This is a genomic window from Flavobacterium chilense, from assembly GCF_001602525.1.
GTDB lineage: Bacteria > Bacteroidota > Bacteroidia > Flavobacteriales > Flavobacteriaceae > Flavobacterium > Flavobacterium chilense.
Map to the genome: position 1 here is coordinate 219,930 of NZ_LSYT01000005.1, position 22,153 is coordinate 242,082.

The window sequence follows — 22,153 nt, forward strand, 5'->3', positions numbered from 1 at the left end:
TTACGATGAAAAAATATGCATGCCTTCTATTCTTTGCGCTTTTATTAAACGGTTGCGATGATGGTGATCTAACAGTCGATTCAGTTAATTTTGATAGTGTTACACCGCAAAGTTGTGATACAATTAACAGGCTAATCTATAAATTAAAAAGTCAGGAATCATTACTATTACAACTCCCTCCTAATAGTATTAAAAATGATGTTACAGTACCTGGAACTCCTATAATTTATAATATTGATTCTAACGGAAACGGATCTTATCGTTTTCTATACAGAGCTTATGATGGTACAGTAGCGACTGCCAATATTTGTGGTACAATACCACCTAAAACCCCAAATGTTACTCAGGAATGGGTTGCGATTTCAGGACAGATAGTAATTATAAGTACGCAGGATTTTGAAACGGATGCCACGACTGGAGCAACCAAAATTACAGGATACACCCATAATATCAATTTAAAAAACGTGACATTTTCAAAACCTTCCGGTATAGATCAGGTTCAGGAAGATTTTCCTTTTGGAAATTTCACAACAAAATTACTTAATCCTGTAGCAATTAGTTTTACAGATACAAATGCCGGATATTGTGAGATTGCTAAGAAAATTTACAACGATAACGGAACCTCTGCAGTCATCATTAAAAACTTCGATGATACGTTAATTAAAAACGAAGTTACTCCTCCAGGTCAACCAAGAACCCGTGTAATTAATGCAACTGCTACAACAAATAATGTCACTTATGAAACTTATGCAGGTACTTTACCGGATAAAACAAGTGATTATTTTTGTGCAGGTCAGACTTCCAGTCCTCCTGTAAATTCGACCTGGGTAGCTAACACAGGATCAAGTACAAATCAAACCGGAATTATAGAAGTTACTACAACGGAAGAGACCAATGTATTTAGACACAAAGTGGTTCTTAGAAGCACAACATTCCAAAAAGGAAATAGTACTTTTACGCCTGGAACTACATTCCTGATAGGAACATTTACAACTTCTAAATAATTCCTTTTTATTAAGTTATAGAGAATTAAAATCACTTTTAAAATTCTTACAAAAAAACATCCATTTTTCATTCTGGTTTCCTATTGAAATTAGTCTTGAAAAATGGATGTTTTTTTATGCTTTAATATAGAGCTGTTTTTATACAAAAAAAACAGCTTATTTATTGTTTTGTCTAAAATAAACTTCAGTAGCTCCCAAGCCATATTTTTGATAATTGGCATCCTGAAAATCGATTCCGTCATAACGTCCTAATAAAAAATCAAGTTCGGCTTTTAGAATTCCTTCACCAACACCATGAATAAAAACAATTTTAGGAATACGATTTTTGATCGCAAATTCAATATGTCTTTTTGCTGTTTCCGTTTGCAAAGTCAGAATATCATAATTTGACATTCCGCGTTTATTTGGAACCAGTTTTTCTATATGCAAATCAAATTCAGGAGCGGCAATTTCGCGTTTATCCTTCTTTTCTTTCACAAAACTTCGTGGTTTTGGCTCTGTTTTTTCTTTTGAAATCTCATCTAAATTAATTCTTTTAATAGATTTCATTAAATCACTGGATTCTTGCACTTTAATTAATTCATTGACAAAAAATGTCATCATAAATCCATCTTCAGTTTCGATCAAAACTTCTTTGTTTTTCACCGAAACTACTGTTCCGTTTATAGCTTCGTCTAAGACAGAAACCTTATCTCCTTTAATCAACATCCTGCTCCTCTTTATCTTGGTTCTTACTCGGTGTTTTTGCACTTAACTGCATCATTCCAAACATGAAAACTGCAATTGCAATTACTGTTATATAAATATTTTTTTCTGGCGAAACCTGCTCATATAATGCAACTGAGATCGCAAGAATCATTATTAAAATTTTAAATGTTTTCATCTTATTTTAGTATTTGGAGATTCAAAAGTATAAAACTTTAAAATAGCAGTTCAATATTCCTGAAATGATCTTGATGATTTTTGCTTTTAAATTTCAAAAAACAGGGGCTTAAAAAATTAAAAAACATGACTATTATTTGCTTTCAGATATTGTTTACCATTCAAACCAAAAAGCTGTTCTTCAGTATTTAAAATTCTTACTTTTCAGCATACTGTTTCAGATTCTTTCAGAACATTATTCAACGACCATTTTCCTCCCTTTTTTTTGATTTCTTTGTTTCAGACAGATTAAAAAATTATTAGATATTTTCCCCGAAGAAATATCATGTTACAGGTTTTACAATATCACTTTTAATTTTCTTTTTTAGAGAATTATTTTTTAATCTGATTCAAAATATCATTCATCATTTCAATTTGAACTTTTTGAATTTCGATTAATTCCTGTTGTTGATGCATAATCAAATGATCAATTTTATCATGAATCATTCTAATCTCTAATTCTGATTTTAGGTTGATCATATAATCTTTTTTGGCACGATTTCGATCTTTTTCTTCCTGGCGATTTTGACTCATCATAATTACCGGAGCTTGTAAGGCAGCAATACACGACAAGATCAAATTAAGCAAAATAAACGGATAGGGATCAAATCCTTTGTTAACCAAAATATATACATTGGAACCAATCCAGATTACAATAAACACAACAAAAGAAATTATGAATGTCCAGCTTCCTCCAAAATCTGCCACCTGATCTGCTACTCTTTGTCCAAAGTTTCTGGATTCCGGTTCATCTTCAACAATAGAAACAATTGACTTATCTTCTTTAAGTGAAGAAATTACGTTTTTTTCAAGATCAGAAAGCGCGCCGATTTCAGTTGATAAATAGTTCGAAATATATTTTTGACGGTACACATTCAACTCTTTGACTGCAATACAATCTTCATCACTAAAAGTTGGATGATCTGCAATGATTAACCCCAGAATAGGATCATGTATGGATTTTCCATAAATTTTCTCGCTCTTTGGAAAGGAAAGATCAGAAATAGCACTTTTAAAAGTCGAATTATTTTTCATTTTTGTAAATTTTACTGGCTAATTTACACAATTAACTCCTTAAGAATTATATAAAAATACAACTCTTTGCATTTCTTTTATTTATCACAAATACAATTCTCAAAAGAAAATTTCTTTGTAAAATTCGTGCCCTTATTTACAAAAAACGCCTTACTTTTAACGTTTCAAAAAATCCACTCAATTATACAATTGTGACAAAAGACACTATCATACAAAACATACAGGCTCTAAAAAGCCATTCTAATATAAACTACGGGATCAAAACCAAAACAGAAGATTTTACCGAGAAGCTTTTTTATACACTATTTGATTCTAATGCCGCTTTAAGCGAAAGTATTGATGAACTGGAAATTCGCTTTAAAGAAATTGCCGTTTTAGCCTGCAAAAAGCCACAAAATTTATGCGAATCGATTTGGGATCGCTTTTTGGAAAAACTACCCGGAGTTCTTGAAAAATTAAATCAGGACGCAGAATATATACTTAAAAATGATCCGGCATCAAACAGTATCGACGAAGTTTATTTGGGATATCCTGGTTTTTACGCCATTGCAATTTACAGATTAAGCCATGAACTTTACAAATTAGATTTACTGCTTTTTTCGAGGTTAATGAGCGAATATGCGCATCGTATTACAGGAACAGATATCCATGCGGGCGCAGATATTGCCTCTCCTTTTTTTATTGATCATGCTACCGGAATTGTTATTGGAGAAACAACAGTCATTAAAAAACATGTGAAGATTTATCAGGGAGTAACTTTAGGTGCTTTGAGCGTTAGCAAGGAAATGAAAAATGCAAAAAGACATCCAACTGTAGAAGCAAATGTATGTATTTATGCTAATGCAACCATTTTGGGAGGTGAAACCGTTATTGGAAAAAATAGTATTGTGGGAGGAAATGCCTGGATTACCAAATCGATTCCGGCAGAATCGATTGTACTGAATACCACTACAACAGAAGTTAAAATAAAAGAAAAAAAATAAAATGGGTCCACAGAAATTGTTAAACCTAATTGGGAATACTCCTTTGATGGAAACGGTCAATTTGGTTAAAAATAAAAACGTAAAACTTTTACTGAAACTTGAAGGAAATAATCCTGGCGGAAGCGTAAAGGACAGAGCGGCATATAATATGATTGCTTCGGCACTTGAAAGGGGCGAAATTAAAAAAGGAGACAAGTTAATTGAAGCCACTAGTGGCAACACAGGAATTGCGCTTGCCATGATTGCTCAGCTGTTTCAAATTGAAATAGAATTGGTCTTACCTGAAGATTCTACAAAAGAGCGAACCCAAACCATGCGTGCTTATGGCGCTACAGTTATTTTAACGCCCGCTAGCGAAGGAATTATTGGTTCGCGTGACTATGCCGACAAAAAAGTGGCCGAAGGCGGTTATTTAATGCTAAATCAATTTGCTAATGATGACAACTGGAAGGCACATTATAAAACTACTGGTCCGGAAATCTGGAATGACACAGACGGAACGGTAACCCACTTCGTTTCTGCAATGGGAACAACAGGAACAATCATTGGAACTTCGACTTACTTAAAAGAAAAAAATCCGGCAGTTCAGATTATAGGTGCACAACCAAGCGACGGATCTCAAATTCCGGGAATACGTAAATGGCCACAAGAATATTTACCTAAAATATTTGATCCTTCAAAAGTAGATACTGTTGTAGATGTTAGTGAAGAAGAAGCCAGAGAAATGACCAAAAGATTAGCACTCGAAGAAGGCGTTTTTGCCGGAATGAGCAGCGGAGGCTCTGTAGCTGTAGCACTAAAAATTGCAGAAAAATTAGAATCCGGAGTTGTTGTAGCTGTGATTTGTGATCGCGGTGATCGCTATTTGTCTTCGGATTTATTTGATTGAAAAAGGTTCAAAGTAGCAAAGGTTCAGAGGTACAAAGTTTCTTTACCTCTTCAAAAAACCTTTGCCACTTTGAACCCCAGAACCTTTGAACCTCAAAAAAATGATTTACAGAAAATTAGGAAAAACAAACTTTAATATATCAGAAATCTCACTTGGTACCTGGCAGGTTGGCGGAAAATGGGGATCGGGATTTAATGACAAAACTGCTGACGAACTTATCAATACCGCAATCGACAATGGCGTAAATTTTATTGATACTGCCGATGTTTATGAAAACGGTTTAAGTGAAACTGCTGTTGGACGAGTAGTTCGCTCACGATCTGAACGTATTTATGTAGCTACAAAATGTGGCCGACATATTAATCCGCATGTTAGTGAAGGATATCAGCCAAAAGTGCTTCAGAAATTTGTAGAAGACAGCTTAAAAAGAATGGGATTAGAAACATTAGATCTTATTCAGTTACACTGTCCTCCTACTGAAGTTTTTTATCGTCCTGAAATTTTTGAACTGTTCGATCGTTTAAAAGATCAGGGTAAAATTTTAAATCTGGGTGTTAGTGTCGAAAAAGTGGAAGAAGCTTTAAAAGCAATCGAATATTCGAATGTTACAACAGTCCAGATTATTTTTAACCTGTTTCGTCAGCGTCCTTCGCAATTGTTTTTCTCTGAAGCGAGAAAGAAAGATATCGGAATTATTGCCAGAGTTCCTTTGGCAAGCGGACTTTTAACCGGTAAATTTGATTTAAAAACCACTTTTGACGCACAAGATCACCGAAACTTTAATCGCAATGGAGATGCTTTTGATAAAGGCGAAACTTTTTCAGGCATCAATTATGAATTAGGTTTAAAAGCAGTTGAAAAACTAAAAGCATTATTCCCTGAAACAACCAATCTTGCCCCTATTGCTTTACAGTGGATTTTAAGTTTTGAGGATATCAGCTGTATTATTCCGGGTGCTTCTACATCAAATCATGTATTATCAAATCTGTCTGTTTATGACTTACCTAAATTAAGTCCTGAAAAAATAACAGCAATGAATGAAATTTACGAAGAATACATCAAACCTTCTGTACATCAGCTTTGGTAAATATTTTTATAAAAAACTTCTAAGATGTAAATTCTCAATAAATTTCAACATTTTAGAAGTTTTAATTTTAAAAAAAATCTTACAGCTTTACGCAACCTTTTCTATATTAGCACATCTATATAATAAAACTAACTTAAAATTATTCGCCATGAAAAAAGTAAGCTTTATATTATTTGTTCTATCATTAACAATCGTTGGTTGCAGCAATGATGAAAGTACACGGGAAGAAGAGTCAGCAAGACTTGATAAAATGTACAAAGAAATTGTCGAATATTCTCAAGTTAACTCCAAGCCCTGCACTAATCCAGACGAATGGACCTTTATGAAATTGGGTGCTTCTACCTGTTCTGGATACATTGTATATGGCAAAAAAATTGATGTTACTGCTTTTCAGAAAAAAATTGATCAATATATCAATGCCCGGGGAAAGTACGATGCAAAATGGGGGATTGTTTATGATTGCATGATGATGCCTCCTCCAACAGGCGTAAAATGTGTCGATGAGAAACCAACTTTAATCTATTAGTTTCAATACAGCAAATTAACAATACAACATTTAAAAGGTTATTAAGGTTATAAAAATCTTAGTAACCTTAATTTTACACATCAAACTCAATTCTAAACTCAGCACCTTTATTTTTACCTTCACTTGTTGCGCTTAGCCTTCCTTTGTTTTTTTCGATGATTTTTTTACATAAATACAACCCAATACCGGTCGACGATTCATTGGCTGTTCCTAATCGGCTCATTTTGGTGAATTTTTTAAACAACTCATCAATCTGATTTTTATCAAATCCAATTCCGCGATCTGTAACTGTTATTATAAATTTAGAATTTTCATTGTAAACCCTAACTTTAATTTCACTGTCAAAATAAGAGAACTTTACAGCATTACTGATTAAATTCACGATAACCTGAACCAGCAACCCTTCATCAATTCGAAGTTTTGCTTCGATTAACTCCAGATTTAAAGTCAATTTGATATTCTTGTCGATCAAACGCTGCTCTACCTGTTCATTTATAAAAGGTAATATATTAGGAAAAGATATCATTCGCATCTCCAGATTCCCTTTTACAACACGATCCTGTTCCTGCAATAACTTGATAAAATTTTCAATATAACGAAATTGTAAATTGGTCGATTCGCAAATTAATTCTGCCAGCTGTCGAATAGATTCTGATGGATTTTCGCTTATAATTAAATTCGCCAGACCTTGTGGATTTCCTGCAAAATTTTTCAAATCATGAGACAGCATATAAATCAAATCCTGTTTTTCATTTATAAAACTCTCTGATTCATAAATAGATTCCTGAATATTACAAAGCAATAAACCGGCTTCATCTGTATATTCTGTAGGCAAAATAGATAATTTTCGGTTGTTTCTGTAATCATCCAAAGACTTTGAAGCAAGAGAAATGGGTTTGATTAACTGATTTAAAACGACAAGTGTAATTAAAGTCGCCAGCAAAGTCATAACCAGGGAAAAAATCAGGATTGAAGTAGGCGAAACACTATGATTGTAGTAAAGGACAAAAAATAAGATCCCGATCAAAGGAATATGGATTCCTATAAAAGCAACAAATAAAAATTTGAAGGCATAACTTTTTTTCAAAAAGCCAATTTGTGAAAGATTATGATACAACTTCATAAAAACATAACAATCTATAGATTAAGAATAGCAGATTTAGGCGAATTGCTAGTAACAAAGTTAAGTTTTAAAGTCAATTAAAATAATAAATTAAACAATTTGATAAAATATTTTGAAATTTAAATTTGAAAAAGTTTACAAACCCTTATTTTTGCGCTATGGGAAGAAAAAATACAGACAAAATTGTCTTTCATCAAATACAGGTTCTTGATGCCGGAGCAAAAGGAGTATCAGTAGCAAAGGCTCCTGATGGAAAAGTAATCTTTATTCCGAACGTGGTTCCGGGTGATGTAGTTGACGTACAAACGTTCAAAAAAAGAAAAGCCTATTATGAAGGCAAAGCCGTAAAATTTCACGAATTATCAGAGCATCGTATTGATCCAATTTGCGATCACTTTGGCGTTTGTGGCGGATGTAAATGGCAAAATATGAAATACAGCCAACAGTTGTATTACAAACAAAACGAAGTAAAAAATCATTTACAGCGTATAGGAAAAGTTGAGCTTCCGGAATTTGAAACTATTTTAGGTTCTGAAAAGCAGTTTTTCTACAGAAACAAAATGGAGTTTTCGTTTTCTAACAGTCGTTGGTTAACTGAAAAAGAAATTGGCAGCACTGAAGATTTAGGAAACAGAAATGCCTTAGGATTCCACATTCCTAAAATGTGGGATAAAATTTTAGACATTAACAAATGTCACTTACAGGAAGATCCCTCGAATGCTATCAGAAATGAAATCAGGGCCTTTGCTAACGATCATAACCTGGCATTCTTTAATCCAAGAGAACATTCGGGATTACTAAGAACCTTAATGATTCGTACTGCTTCAACTGGCGAAATCATGGTTTTAATTCAGTTTTTTGAAGATGACAAAGAAAATCGGGAATTGGTTTTAGATCATCTTTACGAAAAATTCCCTCAAATTACATCGTTACAATATGTCGTAAATGCAAAACAAAACGATACAATTTACGATCAGGACATTAAATTATACAAAGGAAGAGATTACATTCTGGAAGAAATGGAAGGTTTAAAATTTAGCATTAACGCTAAATCTTTTTACCAGACCAACTCTGATCAGGCTTATGAATTGTATAAAATAACACGTGACTTTGCAGGACTTTCAGGCAACGAAACTGTTTATGATTTATATACCGGAACCGGAACTATTGCACAATTCGTATCTAAAAAAGCCAAAAAAGTAATTGGAGTAGAAAGTGTTCCTGAAGCTATTTTAGATGCCAAAGCAAATGCAGAACGCAATAATATTACAAATTGCGAGTTTTTTGTAGGTGACATGAAAGTAGTTTTTAACGAAAGCTTTATTGCTCAGCACGGAAAACCTGATGTTATTATTACAGATCCGCCAAGAGACGGTATGCATGCGGCAGTTATTGACCAGATTTTGAAAATTGCTCCTAAAAAAGTAGTTTATGTAAGTTGTAATTCAGCAACACAAGCACGTGACTTAGCTTTAATGGACGAAAAATATAAAGTAACACGAGTAAGACCAGTTGATATGTTTCCACAAACGCATCATGTCGAAAATGTTGTACTTTTAGAACTTCGCTAATAAAATTTAAATGAAAAAAATAATCTCTCTTTTATTAATATTCACTTTTGGTTTATCAAGCTGTGAGAAAGATGATATTTGCGATGCAAATACGCCAACCACTCCCCGTCTTGTCATTTCATTTTTTGAGAACCGTACTCCTTTAGTACCCAAAAATGTAATTAATTTAAAAGTAGTGGGTAAAGACAGTCCGGGTGGACAAGGTATTATTTTTAATGCAAGTGGAGATGATACGACGAAGTATTTAACAAATGCGAATAAAATCTCTATCCCGTTAAAAACAGATACAGATTCAACAACCTATAGTTTTACTTATGACTCAGGAAATCCTAATGCTGCAGCGGTAAACACAGATGTTATTACATTTTATTACACACGTCAGAATGTTTATGTATCAAGAGCCTGCGGATTTAAAACCATTTTCACCTTAAATCCATCTTCTACAGATCCTTTCTCTGCTCCTTTTATACAAACAGATCCAGCTGGTGACGGCATTTGGATGACAAGACTTATCCTTCAGACTTATAACATTGATAGCGAAAATGAAGCACATATTAAAGTATACTTTTAGCCTTTCCTTATTGTTTTCAATGTTTTTGACTAATGCTCAGGAAACATCAACAAAAACAGTAGCAAAACCAGCTCAGCCAAAACCAAAAACTGAGGCTGCAAAACCGGCAATTCAGGAAGTTAAACCAGACAGCATTAAAACAGATCGTTATGGTCTTCGTGTGGGTGTTGACTTGTATAAACTGACACGTGGTTTATATGACAAAAATTACAAAGGCATTGAGGTTACAGGAGATTTTCGTCTAACAAAGAAATACTATCTGGCTGCAGAACTTGGTTTTGAAGATAAAACAACTGACGATGACCGTTTAAATTCGACTGCAACAGGAACTTATATTAAAGGAGGATTTGATTACAATATGTATCAAAACTGGCTTGATATGGAAAACCTGATCACAATAGGTATGCGAGGTGGTTTTAGCACATTTAGCCAACAATTAAACAGCTACAAGATTTACAACCCAAATCCGTATTGGGGAGAGCAACCAGCAATTGTTGACGGTCACAAATATACCGGACTCACAGCGGGCTGGATTGAAGTTACCGGAGGCGTAAAAGCAAAAATTTTCAATAATGTATTTGTAGGTTTTGGTGTTCAGCTGAAATTATTAGTCATGAACCAAAAACCTTCAGGATTCGATAATCTTTACATCCCGGGTTTCAACAGAACATATGATGGTAGTTTTGGAATAGGATTCAATTATACCGTTTCTTACTTCATTCCGCTTTACAAGAAAAAAACCATTATACCGGTATTAACAAAACCTGCTCCTAAAAAGTAATTCAACAAAATGAAAAGAATACTTGTCTTTTTTATCTTTAGCCAAATTGCTTTTGCTCAAAAGACAAGTGTTAAAACATTTTTACATTTCTCCGGTAAAATAGATAAATATCCTATCGAAATGACTATTGAATTTTCGCAAGGAAAAGATTCTGTTTCTGGAGAATATTATTACTCAAAAAAAGGAAAAGGCATATCTATTTCCTTAAAAGGAATTCTAAATAGCAACGAAATAAGACTTACCGAAACTACTTATGTTCCGTCTAAAGAAGGAAACATTCCTAAAAAGACAGGCAGTTTTTCTCTAAAGCTTACTAGTAATTATGAATTAAACGGTATTTGGCAAAATGATAAAAAAGACAAACGATTTGATGCATCGCTTAGCTGTATCGAGAATTTAACAGCATTTAATCCTAAAAATTACAGCTACAAGCTAAACTCTTATAAAGGAAAAGCTGAAAACACCACTAATGAACCCGCCGATTATTACTTAATCGACCGACTGGATATTTACAATTCAAAAGAAAAAACACAAACGCTTTCCGGTTTCAAAAATGTCTTATACGGTAATAATGGCGAAGTTGAACTGGAAGACATTAATTTTGACGGGCTTTTAGATATCAAAATTCCGATTTATTTTCCTGAACGAACAAAATATGACGGCAGCTTTCTTTATTTTGTTTATGATAAAGCGAAAAATCAATTCATCAGAAACAGTAAACTTGAAAAATTAGAGTATTTGTCTTTTGATCAGAAAAACAAAGAATTTGTCCGATCTGAAGCCGACGGAAGCGGTAATGAGTCTGATCGGTATTATAAATGGTTAAACAATAATTTTTACCTTATCAGAGAAGTCAAATCCTTTGAGGATAGTAATAAAACCTTTTATACTGAATATCAAATCAGGAACAATAAATCAGTAAAAATTAAAGAGTATCAAAAATAAAAAAGCCATGATTTAAATTATAAATCATAGCTTTTTTTATTTGTATTGTAATATTTATTTCTACGATTAAGACAATTGAAACTCAACTACTGCATTTGAATGTATCAAAGCGGTATCAAAAACAGGAACAGCAATGTCTCCCGGTTTTATAACTAAAGGAATTTCGGTACAACCTAAAATAATACCTTCTGCACCTTCTTCTATTAATTGATTTGCAATTTCCAGATAACGTTTCTTTGTAGCATCAGTGACAATGCCTTTTCCTAATTCTTCAAAAATAGTGGTATGAATAAAATCACGATCTTCATCATTTTTAGGAATAATCGCTTCGATTCCTTTCTCAACAAGTTTATCCTTAAAAAAATCAAGTTCCATTGTAAACTTAGTTCCCAACAGTCCTACTTTTTTCATTTCCTGTTTCTGAATTTCTACAGCAGTTACAGTTGCAATATGAATAATTGGTAAACCTATTGCCTTTTCAAGTCGGTCGGCAATAAAATGCATCGTGTTTGCACATAGAACAATCGCTTCTGCTCCACCCGATTTTAAAAACTGGCATCCTTTTAAAAGCATATTAAAAGTCGAATCCCAATCGTTGTTTTCATTATTCTTTTTTATATCAGCATAATTAAAAGAGTATAGCAGACATTCTGAGAAGTTAAGTCCACCCAGTTTTTCATTTATACCTTCATTTATAAGTTTGTAATAATCAGCCGTAGAAACCCAGCTAATACCTCCTATAAGTCCAATTATCCTCATATAAGTTCGAATTAATTATCCAATTTCTCTAATTCCTTTTATAAAAATCCATTTCATGAAAAGCTTTTCACCATCCTTGGTTTTCGCTGCCTGAAACTTAGGAGAGATTAAAGTCGCTACTATAAATGCCGTTACCGGAATCCATAACCCTGTTAATCCGGTATACACTGCCACTAAATATCTGCCTGCAATAAACAAGATTGCAAAACATCCTAATTGATATAAAAAAGCTCTTACTTGTAGTTTTGTCATTTTTTTTCTTTTTAAGTTTCAAAGCGGCAAAGGCTCAGAGGTACAAAGGCCATCACTTTACGCTTGTAAAACTATATTTCCTTGCTGCTTTTATTCTATTTGAAATTTTATTCTTTTTTATAAACTCAACATTACAAAAACTCGCCGCAACAAAGTTTTAAAATCTCTGTCACTCTGAACCTTTGCCGCTTTGAACCTATCTACTCAGAAACCTGAAATTTCGTTCTCTTACTTCCTTCGTACATTTCGTATTTTACCAAACGTGCTTCAAGACTTCCGTTAAAAAGTTTGATTTTACGTGAAGGTTTTAATCCTACAAATTTCAATGCTTCAAGATTTGCAGTAATAAACCAGGCATTTGTACCCGGATAATTTTTCTTTAAAGTATCACCAATATTTTTGTAGAATTCTTCCATGTGAATATCCAGACGTTCATCATACGGCGGATTAAAAACGATATGCAATTTCCCTTCGACTGCTTTTTCTGTATCAAAAAAGTTGTTTTCTTCGATCGTTACATAATCATCCAGATTGGCATTTCTAATATTATCTTTGGCTTTGTTTACAGCACTTGGTGCTTTGTCAAAACCTTTTATGGTATAATGAAATTCTTTTGTTTTTTTCATCAGACTGTTTACAATCTCATCAAACAAATCATTATCCCAGTCTTTCCATTTTTCAAAAGCAAATTCCTTACGATTAATATTTGCCGGAATATTACAGGCAATCATAGCGGCTTCTGCCAGGAAAGTCCCTGAACCACACATTGGATCCAGAAAATGACTTTGTCCTTCCCAACCTGATAACAGTAAAATTCCTGCTGCCAAAACTTCATTAATTGGTGCAATATTCGTAGCAGTTCTGTAACCACGCTGATGCAGTGAGTTTCCGGATGTATCTAAAGCAACCGAAACCTGATCTTTATCGATATGAACATTAATTCTTAAATCAGGAAAAGCTTTATCTATGCTTGGTCGTTGTCCTGTTCTTTCTCTAAACTGATCGACAATAGCATCTTTACATTTTTGAGAAACAAATTCAGAATGATTAAAATAAGTCGAATGTACTGTTGCATCAATCACAAAAGTCTGATTAGCATTGAGCAGCTTAGACCAGTTTATTCCTGAGATTCCTTTGTATAATGCCTGTTCATTATTGGCTCTGAACGAATAAATAGGTTTTAAAACTTTAAGAGCAGTTCGCAACGATAAATTGGCTTTGTACATAAAACCTTTATCGCCTTTAAAACTTACCATTCTCACTCCTTTTTCGACATCCTGAGCTCCAAGAGTACGCAATTCTTTTTCTAATATTTCTTCAAAACCAAAAAAACATTTGGCTATCATTCTAAAATTTTCTTCCATCTTTATTTTAAATTAAAAAACAATCTATTTTAAGATGCGTTGTTATACTTCTCTTCAGGTATCGTCACGAAATAGTTATTTTTCGGCAAAAATACACTAAATTTGCGGGACTTTGAATTAATTGAAATAGAATAAATGTCTGAAGCACCAAACTCATCAACACCAAATCAGGAGCGTAATACCGAAAATTGGTTTACTTCATGGTTTGACACTCCTTATTATCACATTCTTTATAAAGACCGAAACTATCGCGAAGCTCAGATTTTTATGGATAATCTGACACATTATCTTAATCTGCCTGAAAAAGCAAAGGTTCTTGATTTAGCATGCGGAAAAGGACGCCATTCTATTTATTTAAATCAATTGGGATTTAATGTTTTAGGTGCCGATTTATCAGAAAACAGTATTGCCGAAGCCAGTAAAAACAGTAACGATACCCTGCATTTTAAAGTGCACGATATGCGTGAACCTTTCGAAGAAAAATTCGATGCTATTTTTAATTTGTTTACCAGTTTTGGTTATTTCGAAAACGACGACGATAATCTGACCACATTAAAAGCAATCAAAGAAAGCTTATCTGAATACGGATTTGCCGTGATTGACTTCATGAACGTAACGAATGTAATCGAAACTCTTGTTCCTGAAGAAGTAAAAACTGTCGACGGGATCGATTTTAAAATTAAGAGATATGTTCAGGACGGACATATTTTTAAAGAAATAGATTTTGAAGATCAGGGACATCAATATCATTTTACCGAAAAAGTAAAAGCTTTAACACTAAAAGACTTTGAAGAATTAATGGCAGAAGCCGGTATTTTTCTATTAGATATTTTTGGAGATTACAAACTCAAAAAATTTCACAAAACCGAAAGCGAGAGATTAATCATGATTTTTAAGTAAATTGGTTAATAGTTTAATTGTGTAACCGTTTCAATCGGTGAACAAAAAAAACAGTTAAACGATTAAACGAATCAACGATTAAACAAATACAAATGAACTATCTATTACCCCTATTTTCTGTACTTTTAGGTTATGCTGTAGCTTTGTTTTTTAAACCAAAAAGCAAAACCAATCTAAAATTATTACTCGCTTTTAGCGGTTCATTTTTGTTATCGTTAACCGTCATGCATTTGCTGCCGGAAGTTTACGAAACACACAACCACCATATTGGTATTTTTATCATGGTCGGGATATTATTCCAGATCATACTTGAGTTCTTCTCCAAAGGAGCTGAACACGGACATGTTCACGGACATGCACAAATGAGTCAGATTCCGTGGCTGCTTTTTATCAGTTTGTGTATTCATGCCTTTCTGGAAGGTTTTCCTGTAAGTCATCATCATGATTTAGCACTCGGAATTGCTATTCATCACCTGCCAATTGCAGTAATTCTGACCACATTTTTTATCAATGCAAACCTGAATAAAAAAGCTATTTTTATTTTCATGCTTACCTTTGCGATTATGACACCGCTTGGTACAATTGCATCTGAATATTTACCTTCGCTAAACGAATACTATACTGAAATCACTGCTGTTGTCATTGGTATTTTATTTCATATTTCGTCTACTATTATCTTTGAAAGCAGCGAAGGACATAAATTTAATGTTGCCAAAGTTTCTATGATTATACTTGGGATTGTATTGGCATTCTTTTTATAATCAGGGCGTGACCACATTTACAAAAGGCGCTGTTTAACAAACCGCTTATGCGCGCCTTTCGCAAATACGGTCGGGCTATCCGTACTACTTCGGTAGTTTACTCCTATCCCTCACGCAAAAAACAAGAACTTTACTCATTCAAAAAAACTGTAAGGACACCTATTTTTATTACCCTTTTTCAAACCTCAATTATCCAATTGATTAGTTATCTAACTTAAAAAATTACCTCGCTCTGTTTTTCTCCTCTTCATTTCCAAAACTACGCTGGTTAACATTGATTTTTTTATTTCCAAAATTATAAACCACAGATAAACGTGCAAATCGGTTGCTTTCGTTTTGACTATAAACCTGCTTTACACCATTTACAATAGACACATCATCTTTTAAGTAAGATGTATTAAAAATATCGTTTATCAAAAAAGCAATCTGCATTGCTTTGCTCAACAAATCTTGTTTAAAACCAATATTTAAACCTGATGTATAACCTGTATTGTACAAACCGCTTTTATAAGGCGTAGTATAATTAAAATCTATTTGGAGTTTGCTGGTTTTGCTCAATGAAAAAGTATTATTGGTCGAGAAATTTACTTCAGGACTATTTGCCGGTATTGCATTAATATCTTTTGTAAACTTAATTTTTGATCCTAAAAAATACAACGAGTTTTCGCTCTGCCACCAGTCTGCAAAATTAGCCGAGTATGTTTCTCCAATTCCATAATTAATACCATTAAAATAATTCTCTCTTGATACAACCTGTGTTTGTGTTTCCGGATTTGCAGTAAATATTACGCCATAACCATCTGTAATTGCATTTAAAAAAACATTCGTTCTCAATACTTTTTTATACGAATGCGAAAACTCAAAATTGTCACTAAAAGAAGGTTTCAAAAACGGATTTCCCTCAGAATAACTATTACTGCTAATATATACACGAAACGGATTTAATAAGCTAAAACCTGGTCTGCGGATTCTTCTTCCATAATTTAAACTAAAACTATTGTTTTCGTTTTTCTGATAAGAAGCATAAAAGGTTGGAAATAATTTCAGATAATTGTTTACGGTTTCCTGGTTCATATTTTTCGAAAAACCATTTGTCTGCGTATTTTCCAATCGCAATCCTGCCTGAAGATTCCATTTCTCATTGATTTTTTTATCTGCACTAATATAAACTGCCTGATTATTTTCGATGTATTTAAATTGGTTGGTTTGGTTAACATCCAGTTCCGGAGTTCCGGTAATGGTATTAAAGAAAACAACATCGCTATTGCTTTTTGTAAAACTCACTTTGGCACCATAAGATAAGTTTAGTTCCTGAAGCGGATGTTCCATATCAGCCTTAAAACTCAAATTATCAATAGCCTGATTTGAAGTATTTCGCCCTGATTGATTGACATCGATAAAAGTTCCGTCTGAAGCATAATTGTTTGCAATAAAATCCCTGCCGAATTTTGAATCATAATCAAAGTAATCTATATCAAATGATAATTTTCGGTTGAGCGAATCGAGTTTAGTAATCAAATGTAAATTATACGTCTGATTGCCTGATTTTCTGTCTAAAAAACTCTCATTGATTATATAGCGCTCTAATACGTTTTGAGTATTGTAGGTATTAATTCTAATATCTGAGTCAAAATCCGGATTGCTTTTATCTTTTAAAAATTGAAAACCAATGGTCGTTTTTTCTGAAAAATCATAATCTAAAGCTATTTTTCCTGAAACGTTTTCTTCATTCAATTTTGTAATTATATCCATTTCCGTAGGTCCTTGAGTAAAATGCATATCCAGATTTTCAGTAATATTTTTATACCCCGCTTTTCCATTAACACTGGCCGAAAACCTAAACTTGTCTTTACTGTAAAAGAAATTATTTCTTAAAGCATAAATTCCATATTTACTTTGATCATAAGAAGCTGTGGTTGTATTTTTCCAGGAATTACGAGCGCCTCTTTTCATTACAATATTAATCAGTCCGCCAGTTCCGTCTGCCTCATATTTAGAGGAAGGATTACTTATTATCTCGATGTTTTTAATATCACTTGCCGAAATAGATTTCAGGAAATTATTCAGTTCCTCTCCGGTTAATTCGATCATTCTTCCATCCATCATCACACGAGAAGCACCTTTTCCTAATATAGTAATAACATTATTTTGCACCACAACTCCAGGTGCAGTATTTATTGCACTAAAAGCATCTCCGGCAACATTTGTTATGTTGTTTTCAAGATTGTAAACCAAACGATCTGTTTTTTGTTCAATCGTATTTTTTCGGGACTGAATAACCACTTCTCCTAAACTTGTCGCGTTTTCCTTCAAGAGAATTAAACCTAAATTGGTATCTTTTTCGATCATAATCTCTTTCTCAAATTCAGAATATCCCATCGGACTAATTTTTACTTTATAAAATCCTTTGCTCAGAATCACTTCGAAACTGCCATCTTCCTTTGTTGTCGTTCCGTTTATAATCTTTCCTTCCTGATTTGATATTACAACATCAGTCCAGGCTACTGATGTTTTTTCATCAGAAACTTTTCCATTTAACTTAAAGGTTTGTGCTAAACAAAAGAGAGGTAATAATAAAAAAATAAAAAGGTTAACTTTTTTCATGATTTCTAATTTTAAATTGGTTCGTTTAATTTGAAGCAAAATTGCCTTAGAAATTTTCGATACGCGACCGACAAAAAAAAGTCGAACCAATTTCTATTGAAGAAATCAGTTCGACTTTATTAAACCAGAAGTACGACTTTTTACAAAACGTTAATTATGAAGCGTTTCGATAAGCTGTAGGCGTTAAATTTGTATATTTTTTAAAAGAAGTATTAAATGAAGATTTTGAATTAAAACCTACTTCGTATAGAATTTCTAAAACAGTCAAATCGCTTTTTAAAGGATTTTTTAGAATACTCATTGCTTTTTGAATACGATATTCGTTTACAAAATCAAAAAAATGCTGATCCATATGATGATTAATCAAAATAGATAAATCCCGAACCGGAATATCAATTTGATTGGAGAGTTCCTGAATCGTAAGCGACGGATCAAGAAAAGGTTCTTTCTCTTCCATATACTGTTTCAATGTCGAAATTTGATTCGTAATGATCTCGTTTTGAATACCTTTCATCTCAGTAACCTCTTCATTTTTTTTAGGAAGAATTTCTCTTGCCAATAACAATTTAGAATCGATACCTCTAAAAAGTTCAGGATAATTTAAGGCTTTCAAAACAAACCAGCAGGTTACTGTTAAAACCAAAAATTGTAACAGGAAATTAGACCAAATCCATAAAAAATCAATATCAGCATATCTCACAATATTCTTAATGATCGATAAGTAATACAAAACAAAGAGCACAATCGCTATTTGAAACAACCACTTAAAAATAGAAGTTCTGGGGTTAGTATAATTTTCCTGATATATTTCTCTATATTTCTTTAAAGCCAAAAATACTCCTATACTATATAATACGGTTTGGAGACCTAATACAAAAAACAAAAAGGACATCTCCGGCGATTGATCACGGTGGGCGTAAAATAGTGTTTTTTCTACATCATTTAAAAGGTAAAGCCTTGATAAAAAAAATGCATTTGTGATTATAAACGGAATAATATGCAACAGGTGTTTAAACTTTAAGCGAAAATCTGCAAAACAAACTGACAATACATACAAATAAAAAGCAGGCAATATCAGAGCACAAATAGTCCATCTGAAAAACTCCAGATTAAAATGATTTCTAATGAAGTTATCATCAATAAAAATTCCACTATTATCAATAGCAAAAAATATCAGATACAAAGCAAAGAGCCCATTTGCTAATTTATTTTTTGTTTGCACAGTGAGCAGAAAGAAGGCCAGCAATAAGGAAACAAAAACTGATATCACGGCCATACCAGTTAAAAAGCTTATTATATTCATTCCTTTTTTTAATTATTTAACAAATATAATATTTTAGATCTTTTAATATCGTTTATAGAAAGTAATCGTCGTGTGATAATGATACGAAAAAAAAGATTTTTAATCTTCGTTACTTTACATTCTAAATTTCGGGATTGCAATAAAAAAGATTAATTTTGAACCGGCTTAATTAACAAGAGAAAATGGCATTTACCAAAACCACTGAACAATCTTCAAAATACGAACATTTAGAGAAAATGTCTCTGCATGAATTACTTACCAACATCAATCAGGAAGATAAAACCGTTCCAAATGCAGTCGAAAAAGCAATACCACAAATTGAAGCATTAGTTACCCAAATAGTTGCTAAACTCCAGCTGGGCGGACGATTGTTTTATATTGGAGCCGGAACATCCGGCCGATTAGGTGTCGTTGATGCCTCAGAATGCCCTCCTACTTTTGGTGTTCCTTTTGATTTGGTAAACGGAATCATCGCCGGAGGTGATACTGCTATTCGTCGCGCTGTAGAAAATGCAGAAGATAATGCTACACAAGCCTGGATCGACTTACAAAACAATAATATTGGTGCAAATGATGTTGTGATTGGTATCGCAGCTTCCGGAACAACTCCGTATGTTATTGGTGGTTTAGAAACCTGTAATCAAAATAATATCCTGACAGGTTGTATTACTAATAATGCAGGAAGTCCGTTGGCACTAACTGCTCAATTTCCTATTGAAGTTGTTGTAGGTCCTGAATTTATTACAGGAAGTTCAAGAATGAAAGCCGGAACTGCCCAAAAATTAGTTTTGAATATGATTTCGACAGCTGCCATGATTCAGATTGGAAAAGTAAGAGGCAATAAAATGGTCGATATGCAGCTAAGCAATGTAAAGTTGATAGATCGTGGTGTAAAGATGATCATGGGAGAAATTCCGGTTTCTTATGATGAAGCCTCAGAATTATTAAAAAAATATGGCAGTGTAAGAAACGCTGTTGATAATTATAACAAGTAAAAATGTTTCGGCATTGTTTGTACAAAGAATGTAAAGTTTTAGGCAGAGTTTGAAACTTGAAACAAAAAAACCTGAAACAAAATTAAAATATGGCAACAAATAAAGAATTACTGGGAAAAGGAATTAAATACTTATCAGGTTCACTGCCTCTATTATTTATTGGTCCTTCTTTAATATATAATGCTTTCATGAATCAGCATACCAACTGGCATTATCTGGTTTTAGGAATTGGAATTGTGGCTTGTCTAAGTGCCATGTTTTTAATTTTTTACGGATTAAAAATCATTATGAAAGGGTTATTTAATGACTAACACTCTGATTTAATTACAACTAATTCTTTTAAATCTCCCTATACAAGCAAAGTTATGGAAAGTCTAATTCACATTCAGAAAACCTTCGAGAAAGTCATTTACATTGATAAAAAAATAAACAATCGGGAGTTTGAAGATTGTGTTTTTAAAAACTGTGATTTCTCAAATAGCAATTTTGCTTATAATACTTTTTTAGATTGCGAATTTATCGACTGCAATTTGTCAATGACAAGTTTGTCAGGTACAAATCTAAAAAATGTGACTTTTAAAAACTGTAAGCTTTTAGGAATTGCCTTTAACGAATGCGACGATTTTTTATTTCAGGTTTATTTTGAAGAATGTGCACTTGATTATGCGGCATTCTCTAACAAAAAAATGCCAAAGACCAAATTTATCAATTCATCATTACGAGATGTCGCTTTTATTGGCTGCAACCTGACCAGTTCATTATTTGATAATTGCAATTTAGAAGGCGCTATTTTTAACGACACTCAATTAGCCAGTGTTGATTTCAGGACAGCTTATAATTATAAAATCGATCCGGAATTTAACCCAATGCGAAAAGCACAGTTTTCTACTCAGGGAATCGTTGGGCTTTTAGATAAATACGATATTAAAATTGTTTAAAAATCCGGGCATTAATAATGATACAAAATGCTGTAAATTTCACAAATTCACCCCAATTAAAGTTATAATTATTTTCATTGAAATATAGAATTTGTGCAAATTCGTAGCGAACAATAACATATTTCCGTAGCGGAAAGTACTCTAAAATTGTATGTTTTATGGAAGCAAATGAATCTTATTTAGAAAGCGTTAAAAAGCAATTTTTATATTACAAAATGCTTGGCGAAAAAGCAATAGCGCAATTACAGCCTGAACAGCTTTTTATATCTGTAAACGATGATACCAATAGTATTGCGACTATAATTAAACATATTTCTGGCAATATGCTGTCGAGATGGACAGATTTCCTGACTTCTGATGGTGAAAAAGAATGGCGAAACCGTGATGCTGAATTTGAAAACGACTTACGATCAAAAGAAGAAGTGTTAGTGGTTTGGAATAAAGGATGGGATTGCTTTGAAAATGCTTTGAATGGCTTAAAACCGGAACAGCTTTCAGACATTATTTATATCCGTAATGAAGGTCATACCGTAATCGAAGCTATAAGTCGTCAACTGGCACATTATCCTTATCATATTGGGCAAATTGTTTTTTATGCCAAACAGCTTAAAAATGGTTCCTGGGACAGTTTATCGATCCCGAAAAATAAATCAGGAAATTACAATGCCGAAAAGTTTGCTAAGGAAAAAGAAATTAAGAACTTTACGGATGATGAATTAGAAAGACTGAAATAATTCTTGTCAGGCTGAGCAAAGTCGAAGCCCTTTTAAGAACGAAATTGTTCGGGTCTGCTGAGGATCACATGAAAAACATTTGTACTTTCTAGCCCTGATTGCAATGA

At 33.1% G+C, this 22,153-nt stretch carries 24 protein-coding genes; 15 read left to right on the top strand and 9 right to left on the bottom strand.

The window, feature by feature from the left end; genetic code table 11:
* The first annotated feature begins 5 nt into the window (after window positions 1–5).
* Complete coding sequence (locus A4F88_RS13605; RefSeq protein WP_068843156.1) at window positions 6–1,004, top strand: hypothetical protein; 999 nt, start codon at window positions 6–8, stop codon at window positions 1,002–1,004.
* A 156-nt stretch (window positions 1,005–1,160) separates the two neighbouring features.
* On the opposite strand, the gene A4F88_RS13610 is transcribed toward A4F88_RS13605, so the two are convergent.
* The 3 genes from A4F88_RS13610 to A4F88_RS13620 form a co-directional block, all read right to left on the bottom strand.
* A complete protein-coding gene (locus A4F88_RS13610) occupies window positions 1,161–1,712 on the bottom strand; it encodes a Smr/MutS family protein (RefSeq protein WP_068843157.1) in 552 nt (183 codons plus the stop codon).
* Complete coding sequence (locus A4F88_RS13615) at window positions 1,702–1,887, bottom strand: hypothetical protein (RefSeq protein ID WP_068843158.1); 186 nt, start codon at window positions 1,885–1,887, stop codon at window positions 1,702–1,704. The genes A4F88_RS13610 and A4F88_RS13615 overlap by 11 nt, the downstream gene beginning before the upstream one ends.
* Window positions 1,888–2,258: 371 nt before the next feature.
* Window positions 2,259–2,960, bottom strand: a complete 702-nt coding sequence (locus A4F88_RS13620; RefSeq protein ID WP_068843159.1) for a DUF1003 domain-containing protein — start codon at window positions 2,958–2,960, stop codon at window positions 2,259–2,261.
* 191 nt (window positions 2,961–3,151) lie between these two features.
* On the opposite strand from A4F88_RS13620, the gene A4F88_RS13625 reads away from it, so the two are divergent.
* The 4 genes from A4F88_RS13625 (at window position 3,152) to A4F88_RS13640 (ending at window position 6,445) form a co-directional block, all read left to right on the top strand.
* Complete coding sequence (locus A4F88_RS13625) at window positions 3,152–3,943, top strand: serine O-acetyltransferase (RefSeq protein WP_068843160.1); 792 nt, start codon at window positions 3,152–3,154, stop codon at window positions 3,941–3,943.
* A 1-nt stretch (window position 3,944) separates the two neighbouring features.
* Window positions 3,945–4,832: a cysteine synthase CysM gene (gene cysM, locus A4F88_RS13630; RefSeq protein ID WP_068843161.1), complete on the top strand. Its 888-nt coding sequence runs from the start codon at window positions 3,945–3,947 to the stop codon at window positions 4,830–4,832.
* A gap of 100 nt (window positions 4,833–4,932) precedes the next feature.
* Window positions 4,933–5,919, top strand: a complete 987-nt coding sequence (locus A4F88_RS13635) for an aldo/keto reductase (protein ID WP_068843162.1) — start codon at window positions 4,933–4,935, stop codon at window positions 5,917–5,919.
* Between the two features lie 148 nt (window positions 5,920–6,067).
* Window positions 6,068–6,445 (top strand): hypothetical protein, encoded by a 378-nt coding sequence (locus tag A4F88_RS13640; protein WP_143154972.1) that lies wholly within the window; start codon window positions 6,068–6,070, stop codon window positions 6,443–6,445.
* Window positions 6,446–6,518: 73 nt separating this feature from the next.
* Here the strand turns inward: A4F88_RS13640 and A4F88_RS13645 are convergent, their stop codons facing one another.
* Window positions 6,519–7,532 (bottom strand): sensor histidine kinase, encoded by a 1,014-nt coding sequence (locus A4F88_RS13645; RefSeq protein ID WP_245179113.1) that lies wholly within the window; start codon window positions 7,530–7,532, stop codon window positions 6,519–6,521.
* 194 nt (window positions 7,533–7,726) lie between these two features.
* Between A4F88_RS13645 and rlmD the strand changes: the two genes are divergently transcribed.
* Genes rlmD through A4F88_RS13665 form a run of 4 tightly spaced genes read left to right on the top strand, consistent with a single transcriptional unit; the run spans window position 7,727 to window position 11,436 of the window.
* Complete coding sequence (rlmD, locus tag A4F88_RS13650) at window positions 7,727–9,139, top strand: 23S rRNA (uracil(1939)-C(5))-methyltransferase RlmD (protein WP_068843165.1); 1,413 nt, start codon at window positions 7,727–7,729, stop codon at window positions 9,137–9,139.
* A gap of 10 nt (window positions 9,140–9,149) precedes the next feature.
* Complete coding sequence (locus A4F88_RS13655) at window positions 9,150–9,710, top strand: DUF6452 family protein (protein ID WP_068843166.1); 561 nt, start codon at window positions 9,150–9,152, stop codon at window positions 9,708–9,710.
* A complete protein-coding gene (locus A4F88_RS13660) occupies window positions 9,682–10,491 on the top strand; it encodes a DUF6048 family protein (RefSeq protein ID WP_068843167.1) in 810 nt (269 codons plus the stop codon). The genes A4F88_RS13655 and A4F88_RS13660 overlap by 29 nt, the downstream gene beginning before the upstream one ends.
* 9 nt (window positions 10,492–10,500) lie before the next feature.
* Complete coding sequence (locus A4F88_RS13665; RefSeq protein ID WP_068843168.1) at window positions 10,501–11,436, top strand: XAC2610-related protein; 936 nt, start codon at window positions 10,501–10,503, stop codon at window positions 11,434–11,436.
* A gap of 66 nt (window positions 11,437–11,502) precedes the next feature.
* Here A4F88_RS13665 and A4F88_RS13670 read toward each other — a convergent pair whose 3' ends face one another.
* The 3 genes from A4F88_RS13670 to A4F88_RS13680 all read right to left on the bottom strand — a co-directional run bounded on the left by A4F88_RS13670 (window position 11,503) and on the right by A4F88_RS13680 (window position 13,811).
* Window positions 11,503–12,195 (bottom strand): aspartate/glutamate racemase family protein, encoded by a 693-nt coding sequence (locus A4F88_RS13670; protein WP_068843169.1) that lies wholly within the window; start codon window positions 12,193–12,195, stop codon window positions 11,503–11,505.
* Between the two features lie 15 nt (window positions 12,196–12,210).
* Window positions 12,211–12,447, bottom strand: coding sequence for a hypothetical protein (locus tag A4F88_RS13675; RefSeq protein ID WP_068843170.1), 237 nt, complete (start codon window positions 12,445–12,447; stop codon window positions 12,211–12,213).
* A 200-nt stretch (window positions 12,448–12,647) separates the two neighbouring features.
* The gene (locus A4F88_RS13680) at window positions 12,648–13,811 is read right to left on the bottom strand and encodes a THUMP domain-containing class I SAM-dependent RNA methyltransferase (RefSeq protein ID WP_068843171.1); all 1,164 of its coding nucleotides are present in this window, start codon (window positions 13,809–13,811) and stop codon (window positions 12,648–12,650) included.
* A gap of 135 nt (window positions 13,812–13,946) precedes the next feature.
* Here A4F88_RS13680 and A4F88_RS13685 point away from each other — a divergent pair, with 135 nt between their 5' ends.
* Together A4F88_RS13685 and A4F88_RS13690 are read left to right on the top strand one after the other, a co-directional pair.
* Entirely contained in the window at window positions 13,947–14,711 is a 765-nt protein-coding gene (locus A4F88_RS13685; protein ID WP_068843172.1) for a class I SAM-dependent DNA methyltransferase, read from the top strand.
* Window positions 14,712–14,803: 92 nt separating this feature from the next.
* Window positions 14,804–15,472 (top strand): ZIP family metal transporter, encoded by a 669-nt coding sequence (locus tag A4F88_RS13690; RefSeq protein WP_068843173.1) that lies wholly within the window; start codon window positions 14,804–14,806, stop codon window positions 15,470–15,472.
* A gap of 222 nt (window positions 15,473–15,694) precedes the next feature.
* Here the strand turns inward: A4F88_RS13690 and A4F88_RS13695 are convergent, their stop codons facing one another.
* Window positions 15,695–18,076, bottom strand: a complete 2,382-nt coding sequence (locus A4F88_RS13695; RefSeq protein WP_068843174.1) for a TonB-dependent receptor — start codon at window positions 18,074–18,076, stop codon at window positions 15,695–15,697.
* 154 nt (window positions 18,077–18,230) lie between these two features.
* Window positions 18,231–19,379 carry a helix-turn-helix domain-containing protein gene (locus A4F88_RS13700; RefSeq protein ID WP_068843175.1) on the bottom strand — a complete coding sequence of 383 codons (1,149 nt, stop codon included), beginning with the start codon at window positions 19,377–19,379 and terminating at the stop codon, window positions 18,231–18,233.
* A 182-nt stretch (window positions 19,380–19,561) separates the two neighbouring features.
* Between A4F88_RS13700 and murQ the strand changes: the two genes are divergently transcribed.
* The 4 genes from murQ to A4F88_RS13720 all read left to right on the top strand — a co-directional run bounded on the left by murQ (window position 19,562) and on the right by A4F88_RS13720 (window position 22,046).
* Window positions 19,562–20,374: an N-acetylmuramic acid 6-phosphate etherase gene (gene murQ, locus A4F88_RS13705; protein ID WP_068843176.1), complete on the top strand. Its 813-nt coding sequence runs from the start codon at window positions 19,562–19,564 to the stop codon at window positions 20,372–20,374.
* Window positions 20,375–20,463: 89 nt separating this feature from the next.
* Window positions 20,464–20,685, top strand: coding sequence for a DUF6095 family protein (locus A4F88_RS13710; RefSeq protein WP_017498392.1), 222 nt, complete (start codon window positions 20,464–20,466; stop codon window positions 20,683–20,685).
* 54 nt (window positions 20,686–20,739) lie between these two features.
* Window positions 20,740–21,312, top strand: coding sequence for a pentapeptide repeat-containing protein (locus A4F88_RS13715; RefSeq protein ID WP_068843177.1), 573 nt, complete (start codon window positions 20,740–20,742; stop codon window positions 21,310–21,312).
* 158 nt (window positions 21,313–21,470) lie between these two features.
* On the top strand, window positions 21,471–22,046 hold the full coding sequence (locus tag A4F88_RS13720) for a DUF1572 family protein (RefSeq protein WP_068843178.1): 576 nt from the start codon (window positions 21,471–21,473) through the stop codon (window positions 22,044–22,046).
* The last annotated feature ends 107 nt before the right edge of the window (window positions 22,047–22,153 follow it).

What these genes read in the sequence shown, in the direction of transcription:
- A4F88_RS13605 (WP_068843156.1), top strand. Translation starts at nt 6, where the DNA reads ATGAAAAAATATGCATGCCTTCTATTCTTTGCGCTTTTATTAAACGGT.
- A4F88_RS13610 (WP_068843157.1), bottom strand. Translation starts at nt 1,712, where the DNA reads ATGTTGATTAAAGGAGATAAGGTTTCTGTCTTAGACGAAGCTATAAAC.
- A4F88_RS13615 (WP_068843158.1), bottom strand. Translation starts at nt 1,887, where the DNA reads ATGAAAACATTTAAAATTTTAATAATGATTCTTGCGATCTCAGTTGCA.
- A4F88_RS13620 (WP_068843159.1), bottom strand. Translation starts at nt 2,960, where the DNA reads ATGAAAAATAATTCGACTTTTAAAAGTGCTATTTCTGATCTTTCCTTT.
- cysM (WP_068843161.1), top strand. Translation starts at nt 3,945, where the DNA reads ATGGGTCCACAGAAATTGTTAAACCTAATTGGGAATACTCCTTTGATG.
- A4F88_RS13635 (WP_068843162.1), top strand. Translation starts at nt 4,933, where the DNA reads ATGATTTACAGAAAATTAGGAAAAACAAACTTTAATATATCAGAAATC.
- A4F88_RS13640 (WP_143154972.1), top strand. Translation starts at nt 6,068, where the DNA reads ATGAAAAAAGTAAGCTTTATATTATTTGTTCTATCATTAACAATCGTT.
- rlmD (WP_068843165.1), top strand. Translation starts at nt 7,727, where the DNA reads ATGGGAAGAAAAAATACAGACAAAATTGTCTTTCATCAAATACAGGTT.
- A4F88_RS13655 (WP_068843166.1), top strand. Translation starts at nt 9,150, where the DNA reads ATGAAAAAAATAATCTCTCTTTTATTAATATTCACTTTTGGTTTATCA.
- A4F88_RS13660 (WP_068843167.1), top strand. Translation starts at nt 9,682, where the DNA reads ATGAAGCACATATTAAAGTATACTTTTAGCCTTTCCTTATTGTTTTCA.
- A4F88_RS13665 (WP_068843168.1), top strand. Translation starts at nt 10,501, where the DNA reads ATGAAAAGAATACTTGTCTTTTTTATCTTTAGCCAAATTGCTTTTGCT.
- A4F88_RS13670 (WP_068843169.1), bottom strand. Translation starts at nt 12,195, where the DNA reads ATGAGGATAATTGGACTTATAGGAGGTATTAGCTGGGTTTCTACGGCT.
- A4F88_RS13675 (WP_068843170.1), bottom strand. Translation starts at nt 12,447, where the DNA reads ATGACAAAACTACAAGTAAGAGCTTTTTTATATCAATTAGGATGTTTT.
- A4F88_RS13680 (WP_068843171.1), bottom strand. Translation starts at nt 13,811, where the DNA reads ATGGAAGAAAATTTTAGAATGATAGCCAAATGTTTTTTTGGTTTTGAA.
- A4F88_RS13685 (WP_068843172.1), top strand. Translation starts at nt 13,947, where the DNA reads ATGTCTGAAGCACCAAACTCATCAACACCAAATCAGGAGCGTAATACC.
- A4F88_RS13690 (WP_068843173.1), top strand. Translation starts at nt 14,804, where the DNA reads ATGAACTATCTATTACCCCTATTTTCTGTACTTTTAGGTTATGCTGTA.
- A4F88_RS13695 (WP_068843174.1), bottom strand. Translation starts at nt 18,076, where the DNA reads ATGAAAAAAGTTAACCTTTTTATTTTTTTATTATTACCTCTCTTTTGT.
- A4F88_RS13700 (WP_068843175.1), bottom strand. Translation starts at nt 19,379, where the DNA reads ATGAATATAATAAGCTTTTTAACTGGTATGGCCGTGATATCAGTTTTT.
- murQ (WP_068843176.1), top strand. Translation starts at nt 19,562, where the DNA reads ATGGCATTTACCAAAACCACTGAACAATCTTCAAAATACGAACATTTA.
- A4F88_RS13710 (WP_017498392.1), top strand. Translation starts at nt 20,464, where the DNA reads ATGGCAACAAATAAAGAATTACTGGGAAAAGGAATTAAATACTTATCA.
- A4F88_RS13715 (WP_068843177.1), top strand. Translation starts at nt 20,740, where the DNA reads ATGGAAAGTCTAATTCACATTCAGAAAACCTTCGAGAAAGTCATTTAC.
- A4F88_RS13720 (WP_068843178.1), top strand. Translation starts at nt 21,471, where the DNA reads ATGGAAGCAAATGAATCTTATTTAGAAAGCGTTAAAAAGCAATTTTTA.